This window comes from Mesorhizobium loti (genome assembly GCA_014189435.1).
In the GTDB taxonomy this organism is placed as follows: domain Bacteria; phylum Pseudomonadota; class Alphaproteobacteria; order Rhizobiales; family Rhizobiaceae; genus Mesorhizobium; species Mesorhizobium loti_G.
The window spans coordinates 351,079-375,497 of sequence record CP050294.1 but is presented as its reverse complement, the minus strand read 5'-3'; the positions used below and the strand labels follow the sequence as shown (position 1 = coordinate 375,497).

Sequence of the window (24,419 nt, the reverse complement as noted above, 5' to 3'; positions counted from 1 at the left end):
TACTTTCAATCTACCCCCGCAAGGACTCCATCATGCAAATCAAAACCGCAAGCCTTGGCCCTAACGCGCATCCGCACGACCCGGTTGCGGGCGACGGATCGTCACCCGCCGACCGCAGCATCGAGATCGAAGCGGGACACGGCAGCGGCACTCTGTGGCCCACGGACGGCACGCAAGCACGCGCGTGCCCGAGACCGGCTTCGGAAACCACGATGTGCCTCGCGGACCTGCTGTCGATCTCCAGCCAGCGGCCTTCGAGGCCCGAAGTCATACCGGCCATTGTGCAAGCCGGGGACGATGAAGGCGTCCCGGATTTGCTTCCGCAACCGGCCCGTTCCGGGGCGAGCCAGCCGCGCCTGGCCAATCCCGGCGAAGCGAGGGACGTCGAGAGCGGGTTGCTCATGCGCGATTGCTCGTCGCGGATCGCCGCCTTCCTGGGCAACCTGTCGGTCGTCCAGGAGCTTCGGCAGTTCGATGACAGCGAGTTCGTGGGCAAGCTGCGTAACGAACTGGTCACCGAGCCCGGATGTCGAGAGCCGAAGACGCTGCTGGCCGCCATGGGCGAGAAGGTCGATGAACTGCGGTCGCACCTGGACAAGCAGGCGTCGACACCAGAGGAGGCGGAGTTCCTGGCAGAGGCCCGGCGCTATCTCGAGCCGGTCATGACCAGCTTCGAGACCGACATCCACACCTTGCAGCACGACGCGAGTGCCGCGAAGCGGATATACTAGGGAGCGCTGACGCTTCTGCTCTACCCCTTGCCGCTCGCCACGCTGTTCACCCAGAAGACTGGCACCTACGCTGCGTTCAACATTGCTTCCTACACCTATACGGCGATACAGCTGGTCTCGCTTATGCGACGCCCGACAACGGACGCCAAGCTGTTCATGAAGCACGCCATCAACCGGCACAGCCTGGTCTTCTTCATCTCGCTGATCTATGCCGTACCCACCTTCTACGCCAAGGCCGCGCCGCTGCAGCGCAACGCCGGCTTCGTCGCCGGCGCAGCGGCAGCGCAAGGGGCGATGATGTTCGGCCTGCGGCTGGGGCAGGACCTGATGGACTCGATGCGGCTGCGCTTCAACGGCGCCTTCAACCGCAGGCGTGATCTTCCCGACGGCTTCAGGGACGCCATTGAGGGAGTCGTGGGCGATCTGCGCGCGGGTCTGAGCAACGTCAACCGCTCCGTCGGCGAATTCCAGAAGGACCGGCGGATCACGCCGCACATGGATCGGCAGCTCACCTTCTTCAAGCAGGACCTGTCCAGAATCGTGACGGGCCTTGAGCGGCTCGTAGCGACCGGGACGCGGCAGGAGAGCCCGGTCGCCGCAAGCGATGACCCACCAGGCCCCCCTAGAGGCGGTGCGCCGGACCCTGGACGCATCGTTCGCAAACAACCCCGACCTGAAGGGAAAGCTCGCGCTGGCGACCGTAGCCTTCGCCGTCCTCGGGTCAAACATCGCCCTGATGCGCAACAACGGGCTGGCCCTACCTGACTTCATCGCCGATGCGGTCGTCTCGTCGACGTTCCTGCTCCGTGAAGCGCTGAGCCCGCACGTCACGCACGCGGGGATGAACGACAGCGTGAGCGACACCGTCGGCGGTATGACGATCGGCCTGCCCTTCTCCGTAGCCGCTGTGATGAGCGGCTACATGGACGACCCCAGGGCCAACCCATCGGGCTTCATAGCCGGGACCGTCGGCTACACGGCGGCCTACCTGCTCTTCGGCCGGGTGGCCGGCGACGTCATGTCCAAGGGCCTCATGGCTACGAGCGGAGCGCTCGGCTGGGGCCAACAGCAGGCGATCCGACTCGGCCGGAGCGCGATGGCCTTGGGTTTCGAGCTGGTCGCCGGGCACCGCTCGCCGGCTGCAGCGGATGTGCACGACGTAGCCGGGGTCGAGATGGCGGGTGTGCCGCATGAGCCGCTGTTCTTCAGCCCCTCACAGCGGGCGTCCGCCGAACGCACCCTGGTCGGCACGCTTGAGCAGATCGGCGACGAGTGGTACGAGGCGCGCGACGAATGGGAAGGCGAATCGGAGGGGACGGCGGGTAGGGACGACCCCTGGGTCGACGCACCGGCGGAGCTGCCCATGCAGCCGGCGCCTCAGTCGGAATAAGCAGCCCTGCACGCGTATGGGGTCGGGCGGGATTCCTGAGCGGGAGGGTCGGTAGGGATTCGTGTAAGAAACCTTTACTGACAGCGAGTTAGCTCACTTTTGGCTGTTTTGTACACAAATCCCTGCCAAGCCTCTATAGAGGCTCGAGAATCCCGCGCGTCAATGCTTCGTCGTCCCAGCTATGACCCCACTTAAACACCGCCTGTAAGAATATGTTATTATATCAGCACGTTAGGCGCGCGCCGGCGCGTGTTACCACTACATTTTGGGATGATCTCAGGCGAGTTGTTCGTCGAGGTTGTGTGGCAGAGCGATGCCAGCTGCCTTGAAGACGTTGCCCACTTGGCCCGTAACGTGGGTTCTGGTGGTGACGATGCGACCATCCTTTTCGATGGTGGCTTCCTGGAGGCGGTCGAGATCGCGTAGAAGCGGCTGCCATTCGGGCGTCAGGCCTTTGGCCCGGCAGAGGCGGTACAGTTCCTTGCTGAGTACGAGCCCCAGGAACGAGCAAAACACATGCCCGCGGATGGCGGCATCGGATTGGTGGAAGATCGGCCGGGTATTGAAGGTTGCCTTGGCGGCGCGGAACAGGCTCTCGACCTCGAGCAAATCGCGATACCGCAGCACGGCCTGGAGCGGGGTCACCTTCGCGTTGGTCCGCACCACGGTGATGCCGTCGTACCGGGCTTCCTCGGCAAGCTTGCCGACATCGATCTTGAAGTTCTTGCCGCTGGCCTTGAGGTAACGCCGGTAGGCCGAGTTGCCGACCAGTGCCTTGTCGCCCTTCTTGAGCTGTGCCTCGAGGCCGGCGATGATCGCCTGGCGGCCGGCCTTGTCCTTCTCGGCCTCGGCGTCATTGCGGCTGACAATATAGCGGTCTTTACCGACCTTGACCTCTTTGACCCACAACTGAGTTTCACCGCGCTGGCGCTCGAGAACGAGCGGAACCATCGGTGCCGCGTCATTGAGCACGACGTTGTGGATCACGCTGCTCGAGCGTTCGCGGGCCCCCAGAATGTATTCCATGCCCAGCTTTTCGAGCGCGGCGATGGTATCGGCGCGGCGTTGGTGCGCGGATAGGCGTTGGTGCGCGGATATGAAATCGAACGCATTTCGATCTTTAATGTAGTTGGTTATGCCTGCGTGACTTGACGCGGGATAGACTCCGGGCGTGCCCATGCCAGCATGCGGTTGAGAACGATGCAACCGATGGCAACCTCGGTCTGTTGAGCCGGAAGAGAGCGTGCTCGCAGGCGCCGTCCGATCAGCCCCTTGTATCGTCCGATGGCCGTTTCGCTCAGCGCCCGCTTGCCGTAGCCGGTGGCTGCCTGCCATTTCAGCCGACCGTCGCTTGCGATTGCGGCAATGTGCTTGTCCCTTTGACCAGGCGGTCCGGCATCACCGCTTTCCACCGCCGTGGAACGCGGTGGAATGACGATGTTCGCGGTTGCGCTGTGCTGCAGGATAGACCGATAGGTTGGCTTGCCGTCATAGGCTCCGTCGGCTGTGAACTGGTCGATCTCGCCGTCGATCTGATCGAGCAGCGGTGCCACCTGGGAAGGATCATCCGTGTCCTGATCTGTCAGCCTTTGGGCAATGATCGCGCCACTTTTGGCATCCACTGCCAGATGCAGCTTGCGCCAGTTGCGACGTGATCTGGCGCCATGTTTCTGCTCCAGCCATTGCCCGGCGCCGTAGACTTTCAATCCCGTGCTATCGACAAGCACATGCAGCGGGCCGTCCGGCTGCGGCGGGTTTCGTCGGGCTGATGGCTCCCACTTCTGTGCCCGACGGCTCAGCGTCGTATGATCTGGAACTGGGACTTTCAGCCCCATGAGATCCAGCAGCGAGTGAAGCAATCCCTCGGTCTGGCGCAGCCGCATTGCGAAGACGCAACCCAGCGTCAGCGCTGTCTCAATGGCGAGATCGGAATACCGGGCTTGGCCGCCGCGGGTCTTGCGTCGCGGAGCGCGCCATCCCGCCAGTGCCTCCGGCGTTACCCATAAGGTCAGGCTACCACGCCGGCGCAGACCTGCTTCGTAGTCACGCCAATTCGTCACCCTGAATGTCATCTTTCCGACGTGATGACGACGATCTGCGTTGTGTTTGTACGGCATGGCACTCAAATCAAGCTGATTTCGATCCTGCCTGCCTATCGCCAAACCGTTGACAAAGGATCCATGCACCAACGCTGGGCTTGGCCGCCGCGGGTCTTGCGTCGCGGAGCGCGCCATCCCGCCAGTGCCTCCGGCGTTACCCATAAGGTCAGGCTACCACGCCGGCGCAGACCTGCTTCGTAGTCACGCCAATTCGTCACCCTGAATGTCATCTTTCCGACGTGATGACGACGATCTGCGTTGTGTTTGTACGGCATGGCACTCAAATCAAGCTGATTTCGATCCTGCCTGCCTATCGCCAAACCGTTGACAAAGGATCCATGCACCAACGCTCCTACAATCGCTTCCCCTTGCCGAAAATCTGGGGCGCCGGCCGGGCGGCGATCGCCGATGGCACGCACGTCCCGCTTCGCGAAAACAACCTCCTGGGTGCTCAGCATATCCGTTACGGTGCCTATGGTGGCATCGCCTATCATCACATCGCTGACAACTATATCGCGTTGTTCACCACCTTCATCCCCTGCGGCGTCTGGGAAGCGGTCCATATCCTGGACGGCCTCATGAAGAACCGATCGACAATCCAGCCGGACATCCTCCATGCCGACACCCAGGGTCAAAGCGAGCCTGTCTTTGGTCTTTCCCGCTTTCTCGGCATCATGCTGATGCCGCGTATGCGCAATTGGGGTGACGCCACCTTCTATCGGCCCGACAAATCGGTGCGCTACCAGCATATTGACAGGCTCTTCACCCGCGAAATCGACTGGAGCTTGATCTCGACGCATTGGCAGGACATGATGCAGGTCGTCCTCTCCATTCAGGCCGGCTTGGTCCTACCCTCCATGTTGCTGCGCAAACTCGGATCGCACAACCGGAAAAGTCGGCTATACCAAGCCTTCCGCGAACTCGGTCGGGTCGAGCGTACGCTGTTCCTGCTGCGTTATATCGCCAATCCCGAGATCCGGTGCACCATCTGCGCCGAAACCACGAAAATCGAATCCTTCAATGATTTCCTCGACTGGATCACATTCGGCGGTCCAATCATCAAGAGCGGGGATCCGGTCGAGCAGGAAAAGCAGGTCAAATATGCCAGCCTGGTCGCGAACGCTATCATGCTTTCAAATGTCGCCGACTTGACCGAGGCTCTTGCTTCCATGGCCAATGACGGCCTGCACGTCACTCCGAAGCTTGCTGCTGCCCTCAGTCCCTACACCCGTCGGCACATTCGCCGATTTGGAAAGTACGAACTCGACATGGACGACCGGCCTGCGCCACTCGTGCCGAAACAATTGCCCTTCGACCTGCCCCTGTGAACTTTTTACATGTACTTTCAATCCACCCCAAATTCGAACCCATCGACGCCAAGCCATGGCCGCGTGGGAAGCCGTGAGTGCACGGCCTGCCTGAAAAGCGCGGTGTCGGCCTCACGCGGCCACATTTCAAACAACGTGACAACGCCCACACGGCTATTTAGAGATCCGACCGTCCCTACCTTTTTAAGCGAGCCGGCTATAGCTTCCTTCCGCCTTCCGCGCCGGGTTAACCTTGTTTATTAAATATATCAACGGCTTCTAGCGCGTAAATGTTTCCTTCTCGAACCAAATCGGGGATTACATCGTATTTTCTCTGATATTGCTTTTTAAGGTTGCCAATTGCCTTTTCGATTTCACCGACCTCTACGTATTGGATGAACGATGTCATAGCGGAAATGCTTGCATCGAGACGTCCTTGGTCCTGGAGGTACAGTTGCCGAACAAAACTCGTTCGATCTTTTAACTCCAGCATTAGCCGCACCATGCGTTCGTTCTCGGTCAATCCGGCCAAACGCTCATAGAGTGCCTCAATTGCAAGTGCGACGATCTGTGCATTATCTTGCGCGGTTGGATTATCAGGTACTCTCGCATCGACAAAACGTAAACCGGTGGCCACGAAGGGCTTTATCGCGTTTTCGACGCAGTAGCGGGCGATCATGAACGCCGCTTCGTAGTCGTTCTGGACTTCACGGCTGTTAAGTGCGCGCGTGACATAGCTTCGCGTGCTGTCCTTGGCAATGATGCCCTCGTTGGCGAGCAGTATCAGCGCCTCTCGCACCGGGGTGATGCTCACGCCGAAACTCTCGGCGATGTTCTTCATCTCAAGCGGTGTGCGTGGAGGAAGTTTCTGGAGCACTATCACCGACTTGAGGCGATCATATACTTGTCCTGTCTTACTTCCCTGTGTTCTTGGCGTCGCGCGCATCGGGTCCATCCTCGAGCATACAAATCCTCTCTTCCCAGTGTGCAGCGCCGCGCCATCGGCCGCAGGGGATGTAAGTTACCACGTCAAACCTGCCAACTTTGAAAAAAGATGCGAAACAACTGTTAATATATGTGAAAATTAATTCAATTATTTCGCTTCTGTACATGGCTGGTATCGGATCTCTCAGCCTGTTCTACGTACGGCGAAATTACTATCGGATACTTATGTAAGTATCTTAGACAATTAAGGGTTTGATCGAGTATCGCTTTGTGATGAGATGTGACAATGCTGAACTCGTCAAAAGTCGAAGCGCAATGGATACCTGTCGCTTGCGCATCATGTGGGCCATTTCGATGCCAGGCAGGATAGTGTCGGCGCTTGCTGGGATTGAAGCCGAGCATCATTCGGACACGGCGCTTGATACGCCGATGGTCCTGCTCGATCTGATTGTCAAATAATGACTCCGGCGTATGCGCCGCCTACACATTGATTTCGCTTGTTTCTGAACATTGAGGTTTCTGCCAGAAGGTTTTCGGCAGGAGCTGGATTTTTGGGATGGCGGATGGCGAGGGATTTGTTCTTTGTTGGGCGATGCGAAGTTGTCGAGCCGCGTCGTGGAAACCGAGGATGGCCCAATGTCTGAAGGCGCGGATTGTCGCGGTCCTTTGGCACTGCCTGCGGAACTGATGCCGGCCGTGCCCTTGCGAGAATAGCGGCCCATTCGAACCCGCCTTAGTGCCACTGGCAATTACGACAGAGCCGAAGACTGCTACCGCTAGCCCGTCCTATTCACGAGCGGCCTGGTTCCTTGCCGCTTGGCGTTCGGTCATGAAGGTGTGAGGCGTCTTTTTCACCGCAGCTGAGACTGGACTTTGGAACGCGCTGGAGGGTCAAGGTATCGGGTTCGGTGGGGCTTTGATGCCCCGGCGCTCATGGCCCTGCGGGCTGCAGCGTGATGGCGATCGTTCGGAACAGACTTGCTTCGGGACAGGCGGCGGCGAAGGCCAGACGGATGCGCGAGACGGTTTCGGTGACGCGGGCGCCGAGCTTGAGAAGCCTGAGCCGCAGTGTAGAGAACTCGGCGTTGCACAGATGATGGGTCGTGGGCACTGCCTCGCGCAGGGTGAGCATCAACCAGTATGCGGCGGTGTGCAGGACGAGACGGACCTGGTTGGCAATCGGTGAGCGGCAGCTGGTGCGGTCGGAGGCGAGCTGGCTCTTGTGCATCTTGATCAGGTTTTCGGCCTGGCCGCGGGCGCAGTAGATCACATCGTAGACATGCTCGGCGGAGCCTTTGTCGAGATTGGTGACGACGAAGCGGATGTCGAGGCCGAGGGTGGTTGCCTCGATGCGGGCGCAGGCGCGGCGTTCCGTCCTCCAGGATTTCGCCTTGTATCGGGTCTCGGCATAGCCGCGCAGCACCGGCTTCTGCTCGAGCGCGCGGCGGGTGCGGATATCGTCGGCGGCTTCATCAACGAGACGCTGGAGAACCTTGTTGCCGGGCAATCCGAAGAGGTAGTCGACCGCATTGTCCTCGCACCATGCCATGACTTGCGCCCGGCCATAGTGGCCATCGCCGCGGATCAGAATGCGGGTGGTCGGCCAGCGGGCGCGGATGCGCCGGACAAGCCGGCGCAGATGGCCGCGGATCTCCTTGCCCGCCGGGGTCCTGCCAGGACGCAGGATCATGGCGACCGGGCGTCCTGTCGCGGCGTCGTAGATGTGGATCGGCAGGAAGCAACGCTCGTCGTAATGGGCGTTGAACAGCGAGAGCTGCTGATGGCCGTGAACGACATCCACCGTGTCGTCGATGTCGAGCGTGACGCTTTTGGGCGGCGCGGCATAGCTCGACAGCCACAGATCGACCAGCACCCAGCCGAGCCGGATGACGGTGCGCAGGTCGGGCAGGTTCTCGAGGCGCGAGCATGTCGGCTGCGAGCACAGATCAATCCCGCTGTCGGGCAGCCGCCCGCAGGCGAGCTTGAAGGCCGGGTCGGTGCGCAGCCGGTCGAGATCGTTGGCATCCTCGTAGCCGCATGCGATCGCAAAGATGCGGGCGCGCACAATGTCGGCCATGGCGTGCGTCACCCGCGCTGGATCGCGCGGATCGTGGATCGCGGCGGCCAGCCTGTCGGCCAGTTGCAGGCGTCGCTCGGCCGCTGCCAAAAGCATGACGCCACCATCCGAGGTGATGCGTCCGCCGTCAAACGCAGCTGTGATCTTCTTGCGTCCAACGGCTGGAAATGAGAGCGGCAGCAACGTATCATCGGTCATGGCGGGTGTGGCTCGCGAGAGGCGGTGGCAGGGTTGGCTTAGACAACCGAATCCTACGCTAAATCAATCGCTTAGGCTACATCCGCCAACCTCTCAGACGCAACGTCGTGCATAAGACGGGCTAGTACGCCGATGGTGACAGTAGAAATAGGCGCAGACCTCGGAGTGAGGGTTCCCGGCGATGTGCCGGTTGACCGGGCTGCGGCCTTGGTGCGCGCGATGCGCGGGACGGCATGATCGTCGCGGGCCAACGATTGCCGATCCTGATCGCGACGCGCCCGGTGGACTTCCGCTGTGACCATCAGGCGCTGGCATTGATGGTGCAGGCCGAGTTGAAGCTTGATCCGAATTCCGGGGTCACCGTGATCTTCCGTTCGAAGCGCGGGGATCGTGTAAAAATCCTGGTGTGGGATGGCACCGGAATGTGCTGACCTACAAACGACGAGGCGTTGTTGCGCATCGCCGCCCTCTACAAGATCGAGGACAGCATCATCCGAGGTTGTGACCCCGATCATCGCCGGGCTGTCCGCCAGAACCTGTCCGGCCCGCTGGTGGACGAGTTCTTCACCTGGCTGACAACTCAGACCGCGCGCGTCTCGCGCAAGTCCGACCTCGGCGAGGCCATGGCTTATATGCTGAAACGCCAAGCCGGTTTCCGGCTGTTCCTGGACGACGGCTGCGTCGACATCGACTCCAACCTCGTCGAAAACGATGACCCCACTTAAACACCGCCTGTAAGAATATGTTATTATATCAGCACGTTAGGCGCGCGCCGGCGCGTGTTACCACTACATTTTGGGGATGATCTCAGGCGAGTTGTTCGTCGAGGTTGTGTGGCAGAGCGATGCCAGATGCCTTGAAGACGTTGCCCACTTGGCCCGTAACGTGGGTTCTGGTGGTGACGATGCGACCATCCTTTTCGATGGTGGCTTCCTGGAGGCGGTCGAGATCGCGTAGAAGCGGCTGCCATTCGGGCGTCAGGCCTTTGGCCCGGCAGAGGCGGTACAGTTCCTTGCTGAGTACGAGCCCCAGGAACGAGCAGAACACATGCCCGCGGATGGCGGCATCGGATTGGTGGAAGATCGGCCGGGTATTGAAGGTTGCCTTGGCGGCGCGGAACAGGCTCTCGACCTCGAGCAAATCGCGATACCGCAGCACGGCCTGGAGCGGGGTCACCTTCGCGTTGGTCCGCACCACGGTGATACCGTCGTAGCGGGCTTCCTCGGCAAGCTTGCCGACATCGATCTTGAAGTTCTTGCCGCTGGTCTTGAGGTAACGCCGGTAGGCCGAGTTGCCGACCAGTGCCTTGTCGCCCTTCTTGAGCTGCGCCTCGAGGCCGGCGATGATCGCCTGGCGGTCGGCCTTGTCCTTCTCGGCCTCGGCGTCATTGCGGCTGACGATGTAGCGGTCTTTACCGACCTTGACCTCTTTGACCCACAACTGAGTTTCACCGCGCTGGCGCTCGAGAACGAGCGGAACCATCGGTGCCGCGTCATTGAGCACGACGTTGTGGATCACGCTGATCGAGCGTTCGCGGGCCCCCAGAATGTATTCCATGCCCAGCTTTTCGAGCGCGGCGATGGTATCGGCGCTGATCATGCCGCGATCGGCGACAACGCAGGCGCGTGTGACGCCGAAGCGCGTTCGCAGCCGATCGACCACCGGCAACAGGACGGTCACGTCAGCGGTGTTGCCGGGTACCATCTCGGTGCAGATCGGCCGGCCCTCGGCATCAACGACCAGCGCCAGGATCATTTGCGCCAGATCGGGGCGGAAGTCCTTGGAATGCCCGCGCTTGCCCAGCGTCTCGCCGCCCGCGCCGTAGAAGGATAACGAGGTGGTGTCCATGAACACAAGGCTGAGGTCGGTGAACAGGTCCTGCCGGCGCGCGAAGAGCTTTTCCTCGATCGCGTCTTTCACGCAGCGCGCCACCAGCGCGCCTTGCGCCTTTTCGCCGAGTTCCTCGCCCAGCCACGCCATGGCCCGGTAAAAGTGATGGAGCGCCAGACCCTCGGCGCCCTCGATACCATAATCGGCCATCCAGTTCGCGCAGTCGCGGTCCGAGCCCGAGACGAACAGCCGATGCAGCGTGCCAACGAACACCGCCCGTTCCACCGCAAAGCCGAACTGGCGCCCTTCCAGCACCTCTTCCAGCACCTCGCCGATCCCGAGCCGCTCCCACAGCCGCCCGAACAACAGCGGACCGCCGATGCGGCGAGAGGCAATTCGCCCCGCGTCAATGTCGGACAGGATGAGGCTGCGTTCGCCATGGCGCGCAATCGAGGCCGCCAATCTGTCAAGTTCGCCGCTGGCAACCAGCGCATCCTTGCGGCCCAGCGCCTTTATCGTGCGCTGGCGAACGGTTTTGCCGTCGCGGACACTTTCCACGAGGTAAAGATAGCGGTGGCCGCGCGCGACTCTCTCAACGACAAACATGCCAGCGTTGTTAGCGAATAAATGCCATAAAATCCATACAACATACGGCGAGCAGATCAACTGTTGTTACCACACATTTTCGCGCCGAAAACTCAAGGCGAGTGAATTCAATAGCTTAACGGACAGCGTTCGCCATCCGTTCACCTCCAACTGTTCAAGTCGGGCATGACGACGCGCCCAGGCGGGCCGTGACGGTATCTCTACCGCGCCATCGACAGCGTCGAATTCTATTTCAGCGCGTAGCGCGACCTGCCGTCGGCCAAGTGCTTCTCCAGAAAGGCGCTGGAACGCCTTCAATCCCAATCCGTCCCTTGGCCGAACAGTTCGCCTTTCTCGCTGCCTGACCAGAACGCAACCAATCCTCCCCGTGTCCCAATTCAGCCGTTTTAACGGCCAGTTCGCCAGCCTTGCCAATTAGATGGAAGAGCTGGCCGCCGAGAGCGTCACGATACCCGACTCTCTGCGCTACTATGTCAATTGGGAGGCTATGGCGCTATGGCGCGCGACGCCGAAATGAACGGTGAGTTCTTCACGATAGAGTTCGCACGTGAGTGCACGTCTTTTTCAACAGATGAAAATTGATTGGCGTGCGCTGGGGCCACGCTGTCAATGGCGTCGACCAGAAAGCGCCCCCTCAATCGATGCGCTCTGGACGCTGCCGGAGGGGAACGCTTGAAGGCACCATGAGCAGAAGAGCCGGGTACCGGTTTAAGGCTTACGAAGGCTAATCATGTGGCGGCTCCGACCAACCCGTGCTCTTCGCCCATTCGTTCGCCGCCTCCATAATGATATCAAACACGGGGTCTTTGATTTCGTAATATGCCTCCGCGTTATCGGGGTGTAATTTAGCGAGACTCTGCTTTATGCGTGCATATGCACTAGCCGCTAATGAATGCGTGCGCAGGTAATCCCGGCAAAGGAGCGAATAGAGCTGATTAAAGCGACCTTTTTCCCGAATATGCAAGTTTGCTTTCCGGTCAGTGCTTTGAAAAAAGCGCTTAAGCAAATCCTTTTCTGGAAGGTCCAGCCCTGGAGGGCTATGGTCAACTTTACCTAGTACGCGATTAAATCCCTCTCGCGCAAAGGCAGTATCGTCCACTTGAGACAGGTCACCTACCGTAAGCTGAATATCGATTACATCCTTGGCAGGAAGACCTCGCACGGCCGTCGAACCAATATGATGGATGTAGGCACCAGAAGGTGCCGCGCGCATAACGGACTGCTTCAAGATTGCAAATTCATTAGGCCATTCCTCTCGGGGCATTACAATTTCTATCAACTTTTCTACCCCCCTATTGCGCATTCCGCCGCATCCGGTCGGCTGTTCCGACAACATCCGGTGAACCATTCCGGGGTATCCGGTCACTTAGGATCGTTGCCGCGTAGGCATGGTTTTGATGCCAGGCGCGGTGGCCTTCGTCAACTTCTTCGGTGGAGTCACTCGAGCGGCGCATTGAAGGCCCGTCGAGTTCGAGGCGATAAGCATTGTGAACCAGACGGTCCGGGATGGCATCGGCAAATGTCGGTTCACCAAACATCAGAGGCCGCCGCCATTCTCGACCGGGGTGGTGTCTCACTTGACGGTGGTCGACCCGCGTCACGGCCTTGCGGGTTAGGGCCTGGAACTCGTGTCGTCCCGTTCTGCGCGCGGTCGGGCTTCGTTGTAGTCTGCCTCGATGACCGATCTTGCAGCGGCGTCACCGGAAGAAGCGCCGAAACCGCTGGCCCGCATCGACGTACGAACGCTGCTCACAGGGCCCCATTTGAACAGCTCCTTGGCCGCCCCCATTGAGGAGGTGATTAGCGATGAACATTTAGTCGAATCTGTGCCGCGTCTCGTCGCAGACCCTCACCGAACGGCGTTACTGAGGTGAGGAAGGAGGCCGCATGGTCGTAGTCGCGCCGCAGCTCCGACAAACCGCTGTCTACTGTCCATCTGCGCGCTCGCCGATTGTCATGTCATATTAGAATGGGCTTGGGGCAGCGAGCCGGCCGGATTGGGCGCTGATGCCGCTGTCGACGACCACAAGCGGGACACCGTGCCGTTTCGCGGCGCTCAAGATCAACGGTCTAACCTCTTGGCGGTATTTGGCTATTTTGGCCAGCATGCGGGTGAAATCGCCCCTCGCCGTGGGAGTGGGGCGCGAATCTAGCGGAACCCGTTTCGGCAAAAGGCTCATGTCACCGCCGGCGATGCGCATGACCCTAGCGACAAAGCGCCATTCACAAAGCCAGGCCGGCGCTTCAACCAAATAGACCAGCTCCGCTCTTTCGATGCGCATGTCGATCGTTTCGACATATCCGCCTTCGACGACGAAGGCCTCGGCAGCAAGCTGCATTCTTAGGGTGTGGAGCCAATCTTGCTTGTTCGGGCGTTCCCAATTCGGCCCCCAGTAGAGATCATCGAGGGCAAGTAAGGGCAGATCGAGGCTATGAGCGAGCCGCCGTCCAAAGGTCGATTTTCCGCTACCCGGAGAGCCGAAGACGCTGATCCTGCTGGCACGGGATTTGGACAACATAAGCGATCTCTAGAAAATCTCTATGCCATGCAATTCCGAGAAGCGTCGGGCATCCTCGGCGGAGTTCACCAGAGGCTCCCCCTTGATGTTGAGGGAGGTGTTGAGCAGCAACGGGCAGCGTGTCTGTTGGTAGAATGCGTTTAGAAGTTGATGCACTGAGGCGTTCTGCGCTGCATTTAGGGTCTGGACGCGGCTGGTTCCATCCACATGGCAAACTGCTGGAATCGCTTCCGGCTTTCGGCACTTGGCGACGAACTGCATATAGGGGACACGCTGCAGAGGCATTTCAAAGTACTCTGGCGCATGTTCCTCCAAAATGATGGGGGCAAAAGGCCTGAAAAGCTCCCGTTTTTTGATCCGATTGACCTTTTCCTTAGCTCCGGGACCTCGCGGGTCCGAAAGCAGGCTTCGATTGCCCAATGCCCTCGGCCCGAACTCGGCGCGACCATGCGCAACGCCGATAACCTTACCCTTGACCAGGCTGCGAAGCGCTCCGTCGATATTGAGTCCCCGGCCGATGTCGTGGCCGAGATAGGGTCCGCGCCACTGCACCCATTCTCCGCGCTGTGCGAGCGCGGCGCCGAGGCTGCTGCCGGCATCCCCCGGTTCCGGCATGATCCATATGTTGTCGAACCAGCCTTCTCGCGCCAACATTCCGTTGAAGACGCAATTGAGCGCAACGCCGCCGGAATAGACCAGATTCTTGCTCGGTAGCTCCGTTCTCACCCATTGGAACACTTCCCGCAGCAGCCGCTCGGTCACGCTTTGGCAACTCGCTGCAATATTCTCGATATCGGTGAGGTCGGTCCGCCAGTCGCGTATCCCCCGGTGGAGGTTCCGGCGGAACCGCAAGCGGTCTGGCCGAGGATCGGCGATGAAATCATCGAAAATGTGGTCAACGTATCGATCGTCTCCGAACGCCGCCAGGCCCATCATGATGTATTCTTCCTCGTTCGGCCGGAAGCCGCAACGGTCGGTAAAGCCGGAATAGAACAGGCCGATGCTATGCGGATAACGAACAGTCAGCACGCGTTCGATCGTGCGATCGGATGCACGCCATGCCGTAAGAGTGTCCCATTCGCCTATACCATCTATGACGACGATGCTGGCATCCCGGAAAGTCGAGGTGAAATAGCCGCCGCACGCATGGGAGAAATGATGACCATGAGACGCGACAGGCCGTCCTCGCAACAAGGGGAACCGCGCCAGATAGCTGCGAGCGCCGGGGGTCGTCAGCAGCCGGCGATATTGCCCGGCGAACAGTTCACGGCTGCGCTTAAGGTTCTGGTTCTCATAATAGGCGATCTCGAAGGGGATGCGGACATGGGCTTCCACATCGTCCAGAAGCCCATCGCAAAGATACCGGTCCATCTTTTGACGGCTGAAACGCTCCGAATGGGCCGCGTAGACAATCTCGTCGTCGCGGACAACCGCGAGCGCCGCATCATGACTGAGACAGCTCGCGCCGACAATGTCAGGAGCGGTTGGCCTACTCATAAATGAATGGATCCCGCCGCCGGCTCGCCAAGATACGCTCAACCAGGCCCTTCGGCCGCTCTGGCTCGGGCGGCGCCTTTCTTGCGGCGGCCGCGCCCGGCCGCTTCGGCAGGCCGACCTTCCGATCGAGGATTCTGGCTTTGGTCGTTCCGGAATAGGCGATCCCCGTGCACCCGACGCTTTTCTGGGCGACCCCCTGCGTCTGGAGATACTCGGCAAGAGCAGCCGCCCATGCTATGTGGCCCTCACCGTCAGGATGACCCCCCGAGGCCTTTACCGTCGCGGCGGCTTGTATGCGCTCGGGCTCCCCATTTTGCCCGGAGCCAAAAAAATGCCGATCAAGTATCTGGGACATATAGGGCTGCAGGCTGCCGCCCGAATGCTCGTCAATGTCGGCCAGACTCTCAAGCGCATTGAAGAACAGGTAGGGGATGCTCGCACGCTCGAGCGCCCATTTGAGCGTCAGGACCTGCGTGGCGAACCGTATGGCCGATTCCTCATCGCTCCACGCGATTTCACGATAGGCTCGGTTGATCATCGCCGCAGGCGCATCGGTATAGTCATGGTATGGAATGAGCTGGCGCCACTCGCCGGAAATATGGAACTCCCGGCGCATCGGCGATGACCAGCCGATCACGACCAGCAATTCCGCGCCGGCCGCTTTCAGCGCAGGGACATCTTCCACCAGCCAGCGAATGGTCGAGCGCAGGATGCGGTCGTTGGAGCTGCCGGGAAATCCGTCATTGACGACGCTCGTATAGCCAAGCAGCCGCCCCAGTTGACCCGGCCAGGCGGCCCGCCACCGTGCCTCATTGTCAAAGCAGAACCCGGTATTCGGATCGTCGAACAGGTCGGTTCCGTAACACATAGAACAGCCGTTCGCGAACAAAACTCTGTCTGTCATTGACGCACCGACGGAACCTTCAGTCACTTGTTTGAGCAGCAGGCGGCGGAACAGCCGCGATGGCGTCCAGCACGCCCTGCATTAGCGGCCAATGCGCTATCCCGAAGCGGACGCATCCAGCCAGACCAACCTCCCGGCTAGTGTCGCGGATATAGACCCCACGCGTGTCGAGATGCTTGACGACCTCGGCCGGCTCGTAGCCGCGGACGGCCACATTCACATAGTTGCCGGCCGACGGGAGCACCCGCCAACCCGGCCGCTGGAGCGCCAATGCTGCCCCGAATTTCTCGCGCGCCAGAATGATGTCCTTCCAGATCGATTTGAGCTCCTCCGGCCGACCGAGCAGGGCCTCAAGCATATGAAGGGATGCTCCTGAAACAGCGCCGTCCATTCTGTAGGCACCGAGAAGGCGAGCCAGACGGGGTGGCGACATGCCGACGGCGATCCGCGCGCCTGCCAGACCCAAACTCTTTGAGAATGACCGTACCAGGAAGACGTGGTCGTAAGATCCGAGGAGCTCGACGTGGTCCGTTTCCGCGAAGGCTGCGAAGCATTCGTCTACCACCAGCAGGTGGTGATGTCGCCCGCACGATTCGGCCAGCTCAATCAGTTCACTGCCGGACATTAGGTGACCGGTGGGGCTATTGGGGTTGGAAATGACCACCAGCGACGGTGGCTTACTCCGTAATGTATCCAGAAGCGCCTGAAACCCCATCGCCATCGCATCCGGCACCCTGATAGACGCGTGGGTTACGTCAAGCTTTCGCAGCGCGGCATAGTGCGCCCAGCCGAAGTAATTGGGCACCTGCAGAATCATGCGCCCGGTGGCCGACCCAAAAGCGTCGACAATCGCAGCGATCAGAGCATCGGACCCTGCGGCCAGCGTCAGCCGCTCCGAGGGAACGCCAAGCCGCCGGCCGATCCCTCCTATGGCCAAGCTAGCAAAGGGGTAGAACTGGGTATGCGCGGTGTCGGGCGCGACCTCCCGCAAAAGCTCTGTCATCCGGGGATGGTGCAGTTCGCAGCTTCGCAGATTGATCCCGTGATTGGCGGGAAGGCGGTTGTGGCGTGCGAGATCACCGACTTCCGGCAACGGAAACCGCCAAATATCGCATTCGGCTGTTTGAGATTGGCGGGGAAATTCCATCCTATGAGTCATAGCTTGAGTTTCACATGCCGAATTATCTACCTCTACATAAATCAAGGTCAAGCGAAAACAAATAATATCTGAAAATATATTCGAAGATATCAATGTGTAAGTGGTTGACATCCACTACACGCCAAACGCATACCTAACTGTCACCAAGTGATCGCCAATAAAGCTCCGGAGTTGTTGAACTTGCCTGGGGATGGGTACAATCATCGATTAAAATTTGTGCCAGAGGACTTTTTGGTCCAAGAGGTGTTGATGCCAACTTTGGCTGCGCGTCCCTCCGAGGTCCATCCGTATTTTTTACTGCGTAAGCGGGGCTTCACGACGTTTCAGGCCGTTCGACGGCTCGCCGAGGCGACTGGAGTGGACGCCAAGGTAGTCGCCTATGCCGGGCTGAAGGACGAAGACGCCGTCACGGAGCAGCACATTAGCGTCGGTGCTGACCTGCCCGCCGAGAGCGTGCAGAGCTTCAATGCTGCGTACGAAGGGAAGTCCGAATTTATTCAAGTAGTGAGCCTGGGCCGCGAGGGCGGAGCGATCCGCGTCGGCCACCTGATCGGCAACGCGTTCAGGATCGCAATCCGGGATTTGGATGAGAAGCTAGTCGCAAGGCTGGCGTCGCGAAGATCGAGCGAACTTGTCTTCATCAACTATTACGACACGCAACGCTTCGGCGTTCCCGGCGGTCCGAAGACCACTCACCTGATTGGCGACCGGCTGCATGCGGGCGCCTACGACGAAGCGCTGGCGCTGTTGAGGCAGTCACGGGCGGAGGAGGCGCTGTTGGCGCAATCCTGGTCGGGCAGCGCCGAACAATTCTTTTGCGAATTGGACCCGCGAATTGTGCGTTTATATTACGCGGCTTATTCGTCCTATCAATGGAACACCCAGCTGGCAGACAGTATTGCCGGTGAGGCTGGCGTCCAGGAACTGACGCGTCCACCCCTGAAGTGCCTCCTCACTGTAGAGCCTCGACTGCTGGAGCGCATCCGCCAGCGAGCTCTGACTCATCCGCTCCGACGTTTTTCGTGTGCGCCGGGCTTTCCAGAAGTCGATCCCGAGGTTCGTCCGGGGTTGATACAGGCGCGGATCAGGGTCGTCGAACACGGTCTCGACGAGTTTCATCAAGGGCGCAACAAAGTAACCGTAGAGATGTTTCTTCCAAGTGGCTGCTATGCCACGATGGCTATAAATCAGTTCGTGACATTTTGCAGATATTAGGCGGATAGATATCGTGCGCGTTCTATGCATTATTCCACCATATATCCCTAGTTACTTCAATGCAGGGCATCATATTCCGATCTTCCAGGTCTCTACTTACCTCAGAAGCCAGAGGCATTCGGACGAAATAGTTGCTCTGGACTGTGCAGCTCTGAACTTAACCTGGCGCGATATCGCTGAACTCCTGGTGCAGAAGTTCGACGTCATAGCACTGCTGAACGACTTTGACGGCGTCGACACCTTTCCGCGAATGCTGCGCTACGTGCGCGAATTTTCTCCCTCAGCCAAGGTGATGACCTTCGGCCGGCTTTCCAATCAGGTTCCGGGCCTCTTTGAGCGCTTCGGATTCCACGGCATTGCATCGGCAGGCGACTACGAGGCGTCGGTGGCCGGCTTCATCGACTGGATTGCGGACGGAAAGACGATACCACCGGGCGTCTCGCTCCGGCAGGAAGACGGCTACGGGAAACCTGCCCCCGGGATTTTTCTCCATGCCGAGCATTGGGCTTTCCCCGACGTCCGGGATATTCCCTACGGAGCGTATGACCGGCTGTACCAGCAGGACTCGAACAAATTCTGCGGCATTCCCGAACGCCGTGAGCTTGTTGTGCCCCTGGCGCGGGGGTGCTCAGTCGGCTGCGCTTATTGCGACGTTCCCACCATGCAGGGATTACGCGAACGACGCGCAGGGGTCGTGCCTACCCTCGACTATATCCAACAATCCTTTGACGAGGGGCCGTTTGAATATGTTTCGTTCTACGCCCCGACCTTCACACTGAAGAAGGCGTGGGTTCGGGCATTCTGTGCGGAAAAGGAGCGGCGCGGCCTGAGGTTTCCCTGGAAATGCGTCACCACGTTGTTCCATCTCGATCCCGAGCTTCTGGCCACCATGGCGGGCGCCGGCTGTGTGCGGGTGAGCATAGGCCTCGAGACGCTGGACGTTGGCGCTGCGGGAAGTTTGCCGAAGATCAAGCAAGATAGCCTAGACGCATTTCGGCGGCTTGCCAGCGCGGGCCGCGCCTCTGGGGTTGAGTTGAACTGCTTTGTCATCGTCGGGTTGCCGGGCGACAGCATCCAGGGGATCGATCAGACTATTTCGGAGGTCCTTGCACAGGGCAGCCGCGTGCGACCGACCGTCTACACGCCATACGACAGGATCGAGGCGGATATGACGCTGGAAGAGGTTGGTGGGTTCAATCGCCAGATGTTCGTCGAGGATATTTACTCGGGTGAGCAGAAAGATCTGCTCTACAAACTGCTGTTCGGGAACCATGCTGATCGCGCCACAAAGTCATGAATCGAATTGGCATCCGTAGATCTCTGGTGTGAGTCATGAATAGTTATGCGGATATTTCGTTACGATTTGAAAATTGTTCGTTCCATAGTGAAAAATTTCATTGGGGATGTATTGTAGATTACTTTGAATATGCGACCTATGATCAGTTATTTAATAGCTTTCCTTGCGATGGTTTCGTCCTGACGGAGAAGGCCGGCGGGCCCTCCGCCAAAAGCTACAAGACATACAACTTGATGGTGATGAAGAATGGGGAGCGGAAACCGGAATATTATGGCCTGACTCCACTTTGGCAGGAGGCCGTCAGTGCCTTGGTCGGCGACCACAATATAGCCGGCCTGGAGAAGTTGACCGGCAAGTCCCTTGGGGGGGACGTTGGCCGAAGTGCGGTTCGTGATTTATTCGGAAGGATGCTGGATTGGCCCGCATCTGGACCGTCCGGACAAACGCCTCACCCAAATCGTCTATCTGCAGCACCCTCAAGACCGACTGGTCGGGGGGGGATCTTCTGATCCTGGGCTCCGACAAGATGGACGATGTGGTGAGGAGCGTTCCTCCCCGTCCCAACATGTCAGTTGTCCTGCTGCCATCAAGTCAGTCTTGGCATGCAGTGTCTATGCTCGAAAGCGCGTCCAACGCGCCTCGGCGTTGCGTTTTGGTGCATTTTTCGGAGGTCAATGATGAGCGCTAGTTTCAGTGAGCTGGTACACTCCCTGCGAGGGGCACAATGGCGGAACGACCCGTATTTTTGGGCGGTCGTCGATGAATTTGTTTCGCCCGGTTTTGCCGAGCGTCTCGCCGCTACCATCCCCGCAGCGGGGTTCAGTGCCAGCGAAAGGCCCAGCGGTGACCCCGGACATAGAAAACCTTACCGCCTCGAAAGCAAGGCTCTAAATGCTGAAGACGACGACAAATATACGCCGGCCTGGCGGGATTTCCTCCGGGCCTTGAGGTCCAGCGAATATCGCACCGCCATGAGCGAAGTGATTGGTATCGACCTGAGCGGTCTCAATCTCGAACTGTCCCTGTGGCACTACCCGCCGGGGGGATGGCTCGGCCCGCATACGGATAAGCCGGACAAGGTCGTCACCCAGGTTTTCAATCTCAATCCGGGCTGGGAGCGCGAATGGGGCGGCTGCCTTCGTATCCTGGGATCAGACCAAGAGAAGGACGTCGTTGCCGAAATACCGCCAGTCCTGAACTCGTCGGTTATACTTCGGCGAAGCGATAATTCCTGGCACATGGTAACCAGGACGCAGGAGAGTGAGGGTGCACCTCGCCTTCGACAAGTGCTGACCGCCATGTTCCGCGCTTTGTAATGTCTTCGGTCGACGGCGAGGGCGCGTTTGCAAGCGCAGCCGATGGGGTTTGTCCATTCCGCCTTAGGGATGGCCTGCCCCCTCTAGGCGAATTCACGATCGGGGCCGATTTTGCGGATCTTCTGGTATCGGAGGCCACAAGTCGGCGTCCGCGCGCCGTCCTGGAGGCCGGCAGTGGTATCTCTACGGTTTTGCTAGGACACTGCATGCAGCTTTGGGCTGGCCATGTCTATGCGCTGGAGCACCTGCCCCAATATGCGCAGCTGACCCGCGAATGGGCTGTTCGGCACGGCGTCCAGAACATCACCGTCATTGATGCTCCGCTACAGACGCACGTGATCGGTGGCGAGCAGTGGGACTGGTACGACATCTCCAATGTTCCGGCCATCGCATATGACTTTCTTGTCGTCGATGGTCCGCCGCGCAAGACCGGCGCGCTGGCCCGGTACCCGATGCTTCCGCTTTTTGCCAAACAGCTCGGCCCATCGCCCTGTCTCCTTCTGGACGATGCGGACCGGGCGGACGAAGAGGCCATCGTTCGCCGGTGGCAAGCCGAATTTCCTCAGTTCCGAACCCAGAGGCATCAAACCCAGAAGGGAGCCGTGCTGATGACAGCGGGCTCTGCATCATGACATCCTCATGGGTGGTGAACGGCGGACGGCCCCTCGCTGGGGAGGTACAGATTTCTGGCTTTAAGCATGCCGCGCTGCCTCTCGTGGCGGCCGGGATGTTGGCCAGCGGGCCCTTCGAACTCGCGAACGTTCCTGACGTCGAAGATGTCAGAGTGATCGCGGAACTGTTAGTGCATGCAGGTGCGTCCGCTCGCCACGATCGCGCAGGTCGCCGATTGCTGGTCGATCCGACAACAATTTCCAACGGCACGCTTCCAAGTGCTCTGACCCGCCGGGTGCATGGTTCTCTCTACATGGTTCCAGGGCTGCTCGGCAAGTTAGGGGAGGTCCACGCCGGGCCGTTCGGTGGATGCAGGATCGGGGAGGCGTCAGCGGGGGAGAGCGTCCCCTCGAGCACATCCGGGAAGTGTTGCAAAGATTTGGCGCCACTGCGGAAATCCAGGGCGGGATGCTCTCTGCCTCATGCAAGCAATTATGCGGCTGCACCATCAACATGGCTGACTTTGCCAAGGAACTGTCCAATGGCGGGGGATTGACCGGTCCCCTCTACTCGGGCGCCACCAAAGCCGCGCTCTTGTGTGCTGCAACGGCGGCTGGAGTGACCGAAATCCACAGCCCCTATCGCAAGGCGGACGTGGCTGACCTGATTGGCGGAATGATCGCCGCAGGGGTGAGCATAGAGGATCGAGACGACGTTTTGCGTGTTGAGGGGCGGCCTTGCCTCCAGGCGTTCCAATATGAGGTGTCGTCCGACGCGATCGAAATCGTGACCTTCTTCACGCTCGCCGCCTACCTTCAAGCAGACATCCGGCTGACCGGGATCGCTGACAAAACATGGGCAGGACTGGCCGCCGAACTTGACTGCTTTGATCGCATGGGCCTGACCGTCGAGCGTTTGAAGCAGTCGAGGTTGAGCCTACGGGCCGATCATATGAACGGCATAGACATTCGCGTCTCTTCGCATGGAATATTCAGCGACAGTCAACCATTCTTCGCGCTGCTCCTGTCGGGTACAGAGAGGGGGGGCAAGATAGAAGAGCATGTATGGGTCAACCGCTTCGACTACGCCAGCGGCCTCACGGCTCTGGGAGCCGAAATGCACAGTGATGGACCTGTCCTACATATCACCCCTGGCCGGGCGGCCCGGCCAGGGCAAACGGTCCGAGGCAATGATCTGCGGGCCGCCGCTACCCTTGTGCTGGCCGCCCTCGGTATCGATGGCGAAACAATCATCCAAGGTGTCGAACACCTGGGGCGCGGCTATGCGGATCTTGCCGGGCAGTTGACGAGTCTCGGGGCCAGTATTGATCAGCGGGCTACATCGTAGGTCGCGCTTCCTGCATCGTGTTTCGGCATCGTCGGGCCGCTGCGGCAACGATTATTCAGAATGGCACTATTGACGAGTCGATTGATCCGCCTGGAAGGCACGCGAAATATGCGTGGGCTCGGTGGGCTACGGGTGGCGGACGGCGGTTTCGTCAACCCAAGGCGCCTTTTGCGTAGTGCGGCCCCGATCAACTTGGATGTGCCAACCGCTCGGCATTTAATGGCCGAATATGGGCCACTGCGAATCCTGGATCTGCGCACGACTCGGGAGATCGACAGGGAAGGGATGCCCGAGGCGTTGATAGGCCTGGGAGCGGAGTTCTGGCACCGTCCTCTGTCGGACCCGAGCTTTCTCCTCGATGTCGTGCGCCCGACTTGGCAGGATTATTTCTCATCCTATGTGCGGCTAATGCCCTCTGCAGATAACGTCATCGTAGACCTAGCGGCCGCGTACGCCGCTCAGACCGCGAAGACGACCATAGTTTGCTGCACGGCCGGTAAAGACAGGACCGGCGTGGTGGTAGCAATGCTGCTTCGCCTTGTGGGCGTATCAACGTCGGACATCGCCCGAGATTACGCGCTTTCGGCTCGACAACTTCGGGCTCATCTCGGCTCGTTCAAGGCACATTGGGAGAAGCGAGGCCTATCGCCCCAACAATACGCAATCCGTCTTGAGACCCAAGCGAGAACAATGACGGCTCTCCTCGCCCATCCTGAGACGCAGTGGCATATTGACAGTGTCGAGCGTGAACTCGGCGGAGAAACAATCCGAAGGCTGAGGGCCACGATGATCGATCACCGCCATCAGGGCGAAGCGTCCAGAGGGCGAACTGTGTGAATAGGGAGGGAAATTTGGACCAGTAACTGATGAACGAATACGTCGCATTTCCGACGAGACGCGAGGAACTACTTGCGATGGCCACCAGCGTCGCAGCACTCGTGTCGCACTGCGCTTAAATGTAAGATTGCGCCGATTTATCGCGACCGCTGTATCTAATCATGACATTCAATGCCCCTGATGTGGATGTGTTGCAAAGTCTTTGGTAACGAGGCGCATGGCATTGGGCTCCGGTGTTCCCCGGAGAGTTGAGATGTTCAAAGGCCGCCATTTCGACCAATCTGTGATCTTGCTTTGCAATCGCTGGTATCTGGCCTACGGACTGAGCCTACGCGATCTTCGAGAAATGATGGCGGAGCGTGGCATTAGCGTCGATCATTCAACGATCCATCGCTGGGTCGTTCATTTCGCGCCGCTGCTGATGGAACACTTCAACCGGCGCAAGCGCGCCGTGACCGGCAAATGGCATGCGGACGAGACCTACAGTGCGCCTCGCTCCGAACAGGGGGAAGCGTATGACTGGAATGCAAGAG

At 59.4% G+C, this 24,419-nt stretch carries 19 protein-coding genes and 7 pseudogenes; 13 read left to right on the top strand and 13 right to left on the bottom strand.

Going from position 1 to position 24,419, the window contains the following annotated elements; all coding sequences use genetic code 11:
• The first annotated feature begins 32 nt into the window (after window positions 1-32).
• Window positions 33-2,121 (top strand): annotated as a pseudogene (locus tag HB777_36635) (type III effector).
• Between the two features lie 276 nt (window positions 2,122-2,397).
• On the opposite strand, the gene HB777_36630 reads toward HB777_36635, so the two are convergent.
• From HB777_36630 to HB777_36620, 3 genes and pseudogenes are all read right to left on the bottom strand, one after another.
• On the bottom strand, window positions 2,398-3,219 hold the full coding sequence (locus HB777_36630; protein QND69319.1) for a hypothetical protein: 822 nt from the start codon (window positions 3,217-3,219) through the stop codon (window positions 2,398-2,400).
• A gap of 35 nt (window positions 3,220-3,254) precedes the next feature.
• A complete protein-coding gene (locus HB777_36625; protein QND69266.1) occupies window positions 3,255-4,238 on the bottom strand; it encodes an IS5 family transposase in 984 nt (327 codons plus the stop codon).
• An 80-nt stretch (window positions 4,239-4,318) separates the two neighbouring features.
• A pseudogene (locus HB777_36620) lies at window positions 4,319-4,495 on the bottom strand (IS5/IS1182 family transposase).
• 75 nt (window positions 4,496-4,570) lie between these two features.
• Here HB777_36620 and HB777_36615 point away from each other — a divergent pair.
• Window positions 4,571-5,548, top strand: a pseudogene (locus HB777_36615) (transposase).
• 226 nt (window positions 5,549-5,774) lie between these two features.
• Here the strand turns inward: HB777_36615 and HB777_36610 are convergent.
• The 3 genes and pseudogenes from HB777_36610 to HB777_36600 form a co-directional block, all read right to left on the bottom strand.
• A complete protein-coding gene (locus HB777_36610) occupies window positions 5,775-6,473 on the bottom strand; it encodes a GntR family transcriptional regulator (GenBank protein QND69265.1) in 699 nt (232 codons plus the stop codon).
• Between the two features lie 322 nt (window positions 6,474-6,795).
• Window positions 6,796-6,945 (bottom strand): annotated as a pseudogene (locus tag HB777_36605) (IS6 family transposase).
• Window positions 6,946-7,403: 458 nt separating this feature from the next.
• Window positions 7,404-8,747 (bottom strand): IS1380 family transposase, encoded by a 1,344-nt coding sequence (locus HB777_36600; protein QND69264.1) that lies wholly within the window; start codon window positions 8,745-8,747, stop codon window positions 7,404-7,406.
• A gap of 233 nt (window positions 8,748-8,980) precedes the next feature.
• Between HB777_36600 and tnpB the strand changes: the two genes are divergently transcribed.
• Together tnpB and HB777_36590 are read left to right on the top strand one after the other, a co-directional pair.
• Complete coding sequence (gene tnpB, locus HB777_36595) at window positions 8,981-9,178, top strand: IS66 family insertion sequence element accessory protein TnpB (protein QND69263.1); 198 nt, start codon at window positions 8,981-8,983, stop codon at window positions 9,176-9,178.
• 9 nt (window positions 9,179-9,187) lie between these two features.
• Window positions 9,188-9,457 (top strand): annotated as a pseudogene (locus HB777_36590) (transposase).
• 97 nt (window positions 9,458-9,554) lie between these two features.
• Here the strand turns inward: HB777_36590 and HB777_36585 are convergent.
• From HB777_36585 to HB777_36555, 7 genes and pseudogenes are all read right to left on the bottom strand, one after another.
• Window positions 9,555-11,183: an IS1634 family transposase gene (locus HB777_36585; protein ID QND69262.1), complete on the bottom strand. Its 1,629-nt coding sequence runs from the start codon at window positions 11,181-11,183 to the stop codon at window positions 9,555-9,557.
• Window positions 11,184-11,907: 724 nt separating this feature from the next.
• The gene (locus HB777_36580) at window positions 11,908-12,486 is read right to left on the bottom strand and encodes a GrpB family protein (protein ID QND69261.1); all 579 of its coding nucleotides are present in this window, start codon (window positions 12,484-12,486) and stop codon (window positions 11,908-11,910) included.
• Between the two features lie 139 nt (window positions 12,487-12,625).
• Window positions 12,626-12,721, bottom strand: a pseudogene (locus HB777_36575) (AAA family ATPase).
• 426 nt (window positions 12,722-13,147) lie between these two features.
• Entirely contained in the window at window positions 13,148-13,702 is a 555-nt protein-coding gene (locus tag HB777_36570; GenBank protein ID QND69260.1) for a hypothetical protein, read from the bottom strand.
• A gap of 9 nt (window positions 13,703-13,711) precedes the next feature.
• Window positions 13,712-15,199 (bottom strand): hypothetical protein, encoded by a 1,488-nt coding sequence (locus HB777_36565; GenBank protein QND69259.1) that lies wholly within the window; start codon window positions 15,197-15,199, stop codon window positions 13,712-13,714.
• On the bottom strand, window positions 15,192-16,088 hold the full coding sequence (locus HB777_36560; protein QND69258.1) for a hypothetical protein: 897 nt from the start codon (window positions 16,086-16,088) through the stop codon (window positions 15,192-15,194). The genes HB777_36565 and HB777_36560 overlap by 8 nt, the downstream gene beginning before the upstream one ends.
• A 34-nt stretch (window positions 16,089-16,122) precedes the next feature.
• A complete protein-coding gene (locus HB777_36555) occupies window positions 16,123-17,250 on the bottom strand; it encodes a histidinol-phosphate aminotransferase family protein (GenBank protein QND69257.1) in 1,128 nt (375 codons plus the stop codon).
• Between the two features lie 159 nt (window positions 17,251-17,409).
• On the opposite strand from HB777_36555, the gene truD reads away from it, so the two are divergent.
• The 9 genes and pseudogenes from truD to HB777_36510 all read left to right on the top strand — a co-directional run bounded on the left by truD (window position 17,410) and on the right by HB777_36510 (window position 24,370).
• Window positions 17,410-18,477 (top strand): tRNA pseudouridine(13) synthase TruD, encoded by a 1,068-nt coding sequence (truD, locus tag HB777_36550; GenBank protein ID QND69256.1) that lies wholly within the window; start codon window positions 17,410-17,412, stop codon window positions 18,475-18,477.
• Between the two features lie 187 nt (window positions 18,478-18,664).
• A complete protein-coding gene (locus HB777_36545; GenBank protein ID QND69255.1) occupies window positions 18,665-19,774 on the top strand; it encodes a radical SAM protein in 1,110 nt (369 codons plus the stop codon).
• A gap of 35 nt (window positions 19,775-19,809) precedes the next feature.
• The gene (locus tag HB777_36540) at window positions 19,810-20,283 is read left to right on the top strand and encodes a hypothetical protein (protein ID QND69254.1); all 474 of its coding nucleotides are present in this window, start codon (window positions 19,810-19,812) and stop codon (window positions 20,281-20,283) included.
• A gap of 168 nt (window positions 20,284-20,451) precedes the next feature.
• Window positions 20,452-21,090, top strand: coding sequence for a 2OG-Fe(II) oxygenase (locus tag HB777_36535; protein QND69253.1), 639 nt, complete (start codon window positions 20,452-20,454; stop codon window positions 21,088-21,090).
• Entirely contained in the window at window positions 21,090-21,722 is a 633-nt protein-coding gene (locus HB777_36530; GenBank protein QND69252.1) for a class I SAM-dependent methyltransferase, read from the top strand. The genes HB777_36535 and HB777_36530 overlap by 1 nt, the downstream gene beginning before the upstream one ends.
• Complete coding sequence (locus HB777_36525; protein ID QND69251.1) at window positions 21,719-22,258, top strand: hypothetical protein; 540 nt, start codon at window positions 21,719-21,721, stop codon at window positions 22,256-22,258. The genes HB777_36530 and HB777_36525 overlap by 4 nt, the downstream gene beginning before the upstream one ends.
• Entirely contained in the window at window positions 22,216-23,049 is an 834-nt protein-coding gene (locus HB777_36520; GenBank protein ID QND69015.1) for a hypothetical protein, read from the top strand. Before HB777_36525 ends, HB777_36520 begins: the two co-directional genes overlap by 43 nt.
• 60 nt (window positions 23,050-23,109) lie before the next feature.
• On the top strand, window positions 23,110-23,886 hold the full coding sequence (locus HB777_36515) for a tyrosine-protein phosphatase (protein QND69250.1): 777 nt from the start codon (window positions 23,110-23,112) through the stop codon (window positions 23,884-23,886).
• A gap of 253 nt (window positions 23,887-24,139) precedes the next feature.
• Window positions 24,140-24,370, top strand: a pseudogene (locus HB777_36510) (IS6 family transposase).
• The last annotated feature ends 49 nt before the right edge of the window (window positions 24,371-24,419 follow it).

Coding starts and splice junctions, on each gene's coding strand:
- HB777_36540 (QND69254.1), top strand. CDS start 19,810: ATGAATAGTTATGCGGATATTTCGTTACGATTTGAAAATTGTTCGTTC.
- HB777_36565 (QND69259.1), bottom strand. CDS start 15,199: ATGAGTAGGCCAACCGCTCCTGACATTGTCGGCGCGAGCTGTCTCAGT.
- HB777_36520 (QND69015.1), top strand. CDS start 22,216: ATGGCTGACTTTGCCAAGGAACTGTCCAATGGCGGGGGATTGACCGGT.
- HB777_36515 (QND69250.1), top strand. CDS start 23,110: ATGGCACTATTGACGAGTCGATTGATCCGCCTGGAAGGCACGCGAAAT.
- HB777_36580 (QND69261.1), bottom strand. CDS start 12,486: ATGCGCAATAGGGGGGTAGAAAAGTTGATAGAAATTGTAATGCCCCGA.
- HB777_36600 (QND69264.1), bottom strand. CDS start 8,747: ATGACCGATGATACGTTGCTGCCGCTCTCATTTCCAGCCGTTGGACGC.
- HB777_36555 (QND69257.1), bottom strand. CDS start 17,250: ATGGAATTTCCCCGCCAATCTCAAACAGCCGAATGCGATATTTGGCGG.
- HB777_36570 (QND69260.1), bottom strand. CDS start 13,702: ATGTTGTCCAAATCCCGTGCCAGCAGGATCAGCGTCTTCGGCTCTCCG.
- HB777_36610 (QND69265.1), bottom strand. CDS start 6,473: ATGCGCGCGACGCCAAGAACACAGGGAAGTAAGACAGGACAAGTATAT.
- HB777_36625 (QND69266.1), bottom strand. CDS start 4,238: ATGCCGTACAAACACAACGCAGATCGTCGTCATCACGTCGGAAAGATG.
- HB777_36530 (QND69252.1), top strand. CDS start 21,090: ATGTCTTCGGTCGACGGCGAGGGCGCGTTTGCAAGCGCAGCCGATGGG.
- tnpB (QND69263.1), top strand. CDS start 8,981: ATGATCGTCGCGGGCCAACGATTGCCGATCCTGATCGCGACGCGCCCG.
- HB777_36535 (QND69253.1), top strand. CDS start 20,452: ATGAGCGCTAGTTTCAGTGAGCTGGTACACTCCCTGCGAGGGGCACAA.
- HB777_36525 (QND69251.1), top strand. CDS start 21,719: ATGACATCCTCATGGGTGGTGAACGGCGGACGGCCCCTCGCTGGGGAG.
- HB777_36585 (QND69262.1), bottom strand. CDS start 11,183: ATGTTTGTCGTTGAGAGAGTCGCGCGCGGCCACCGCTATCTTTACCTC.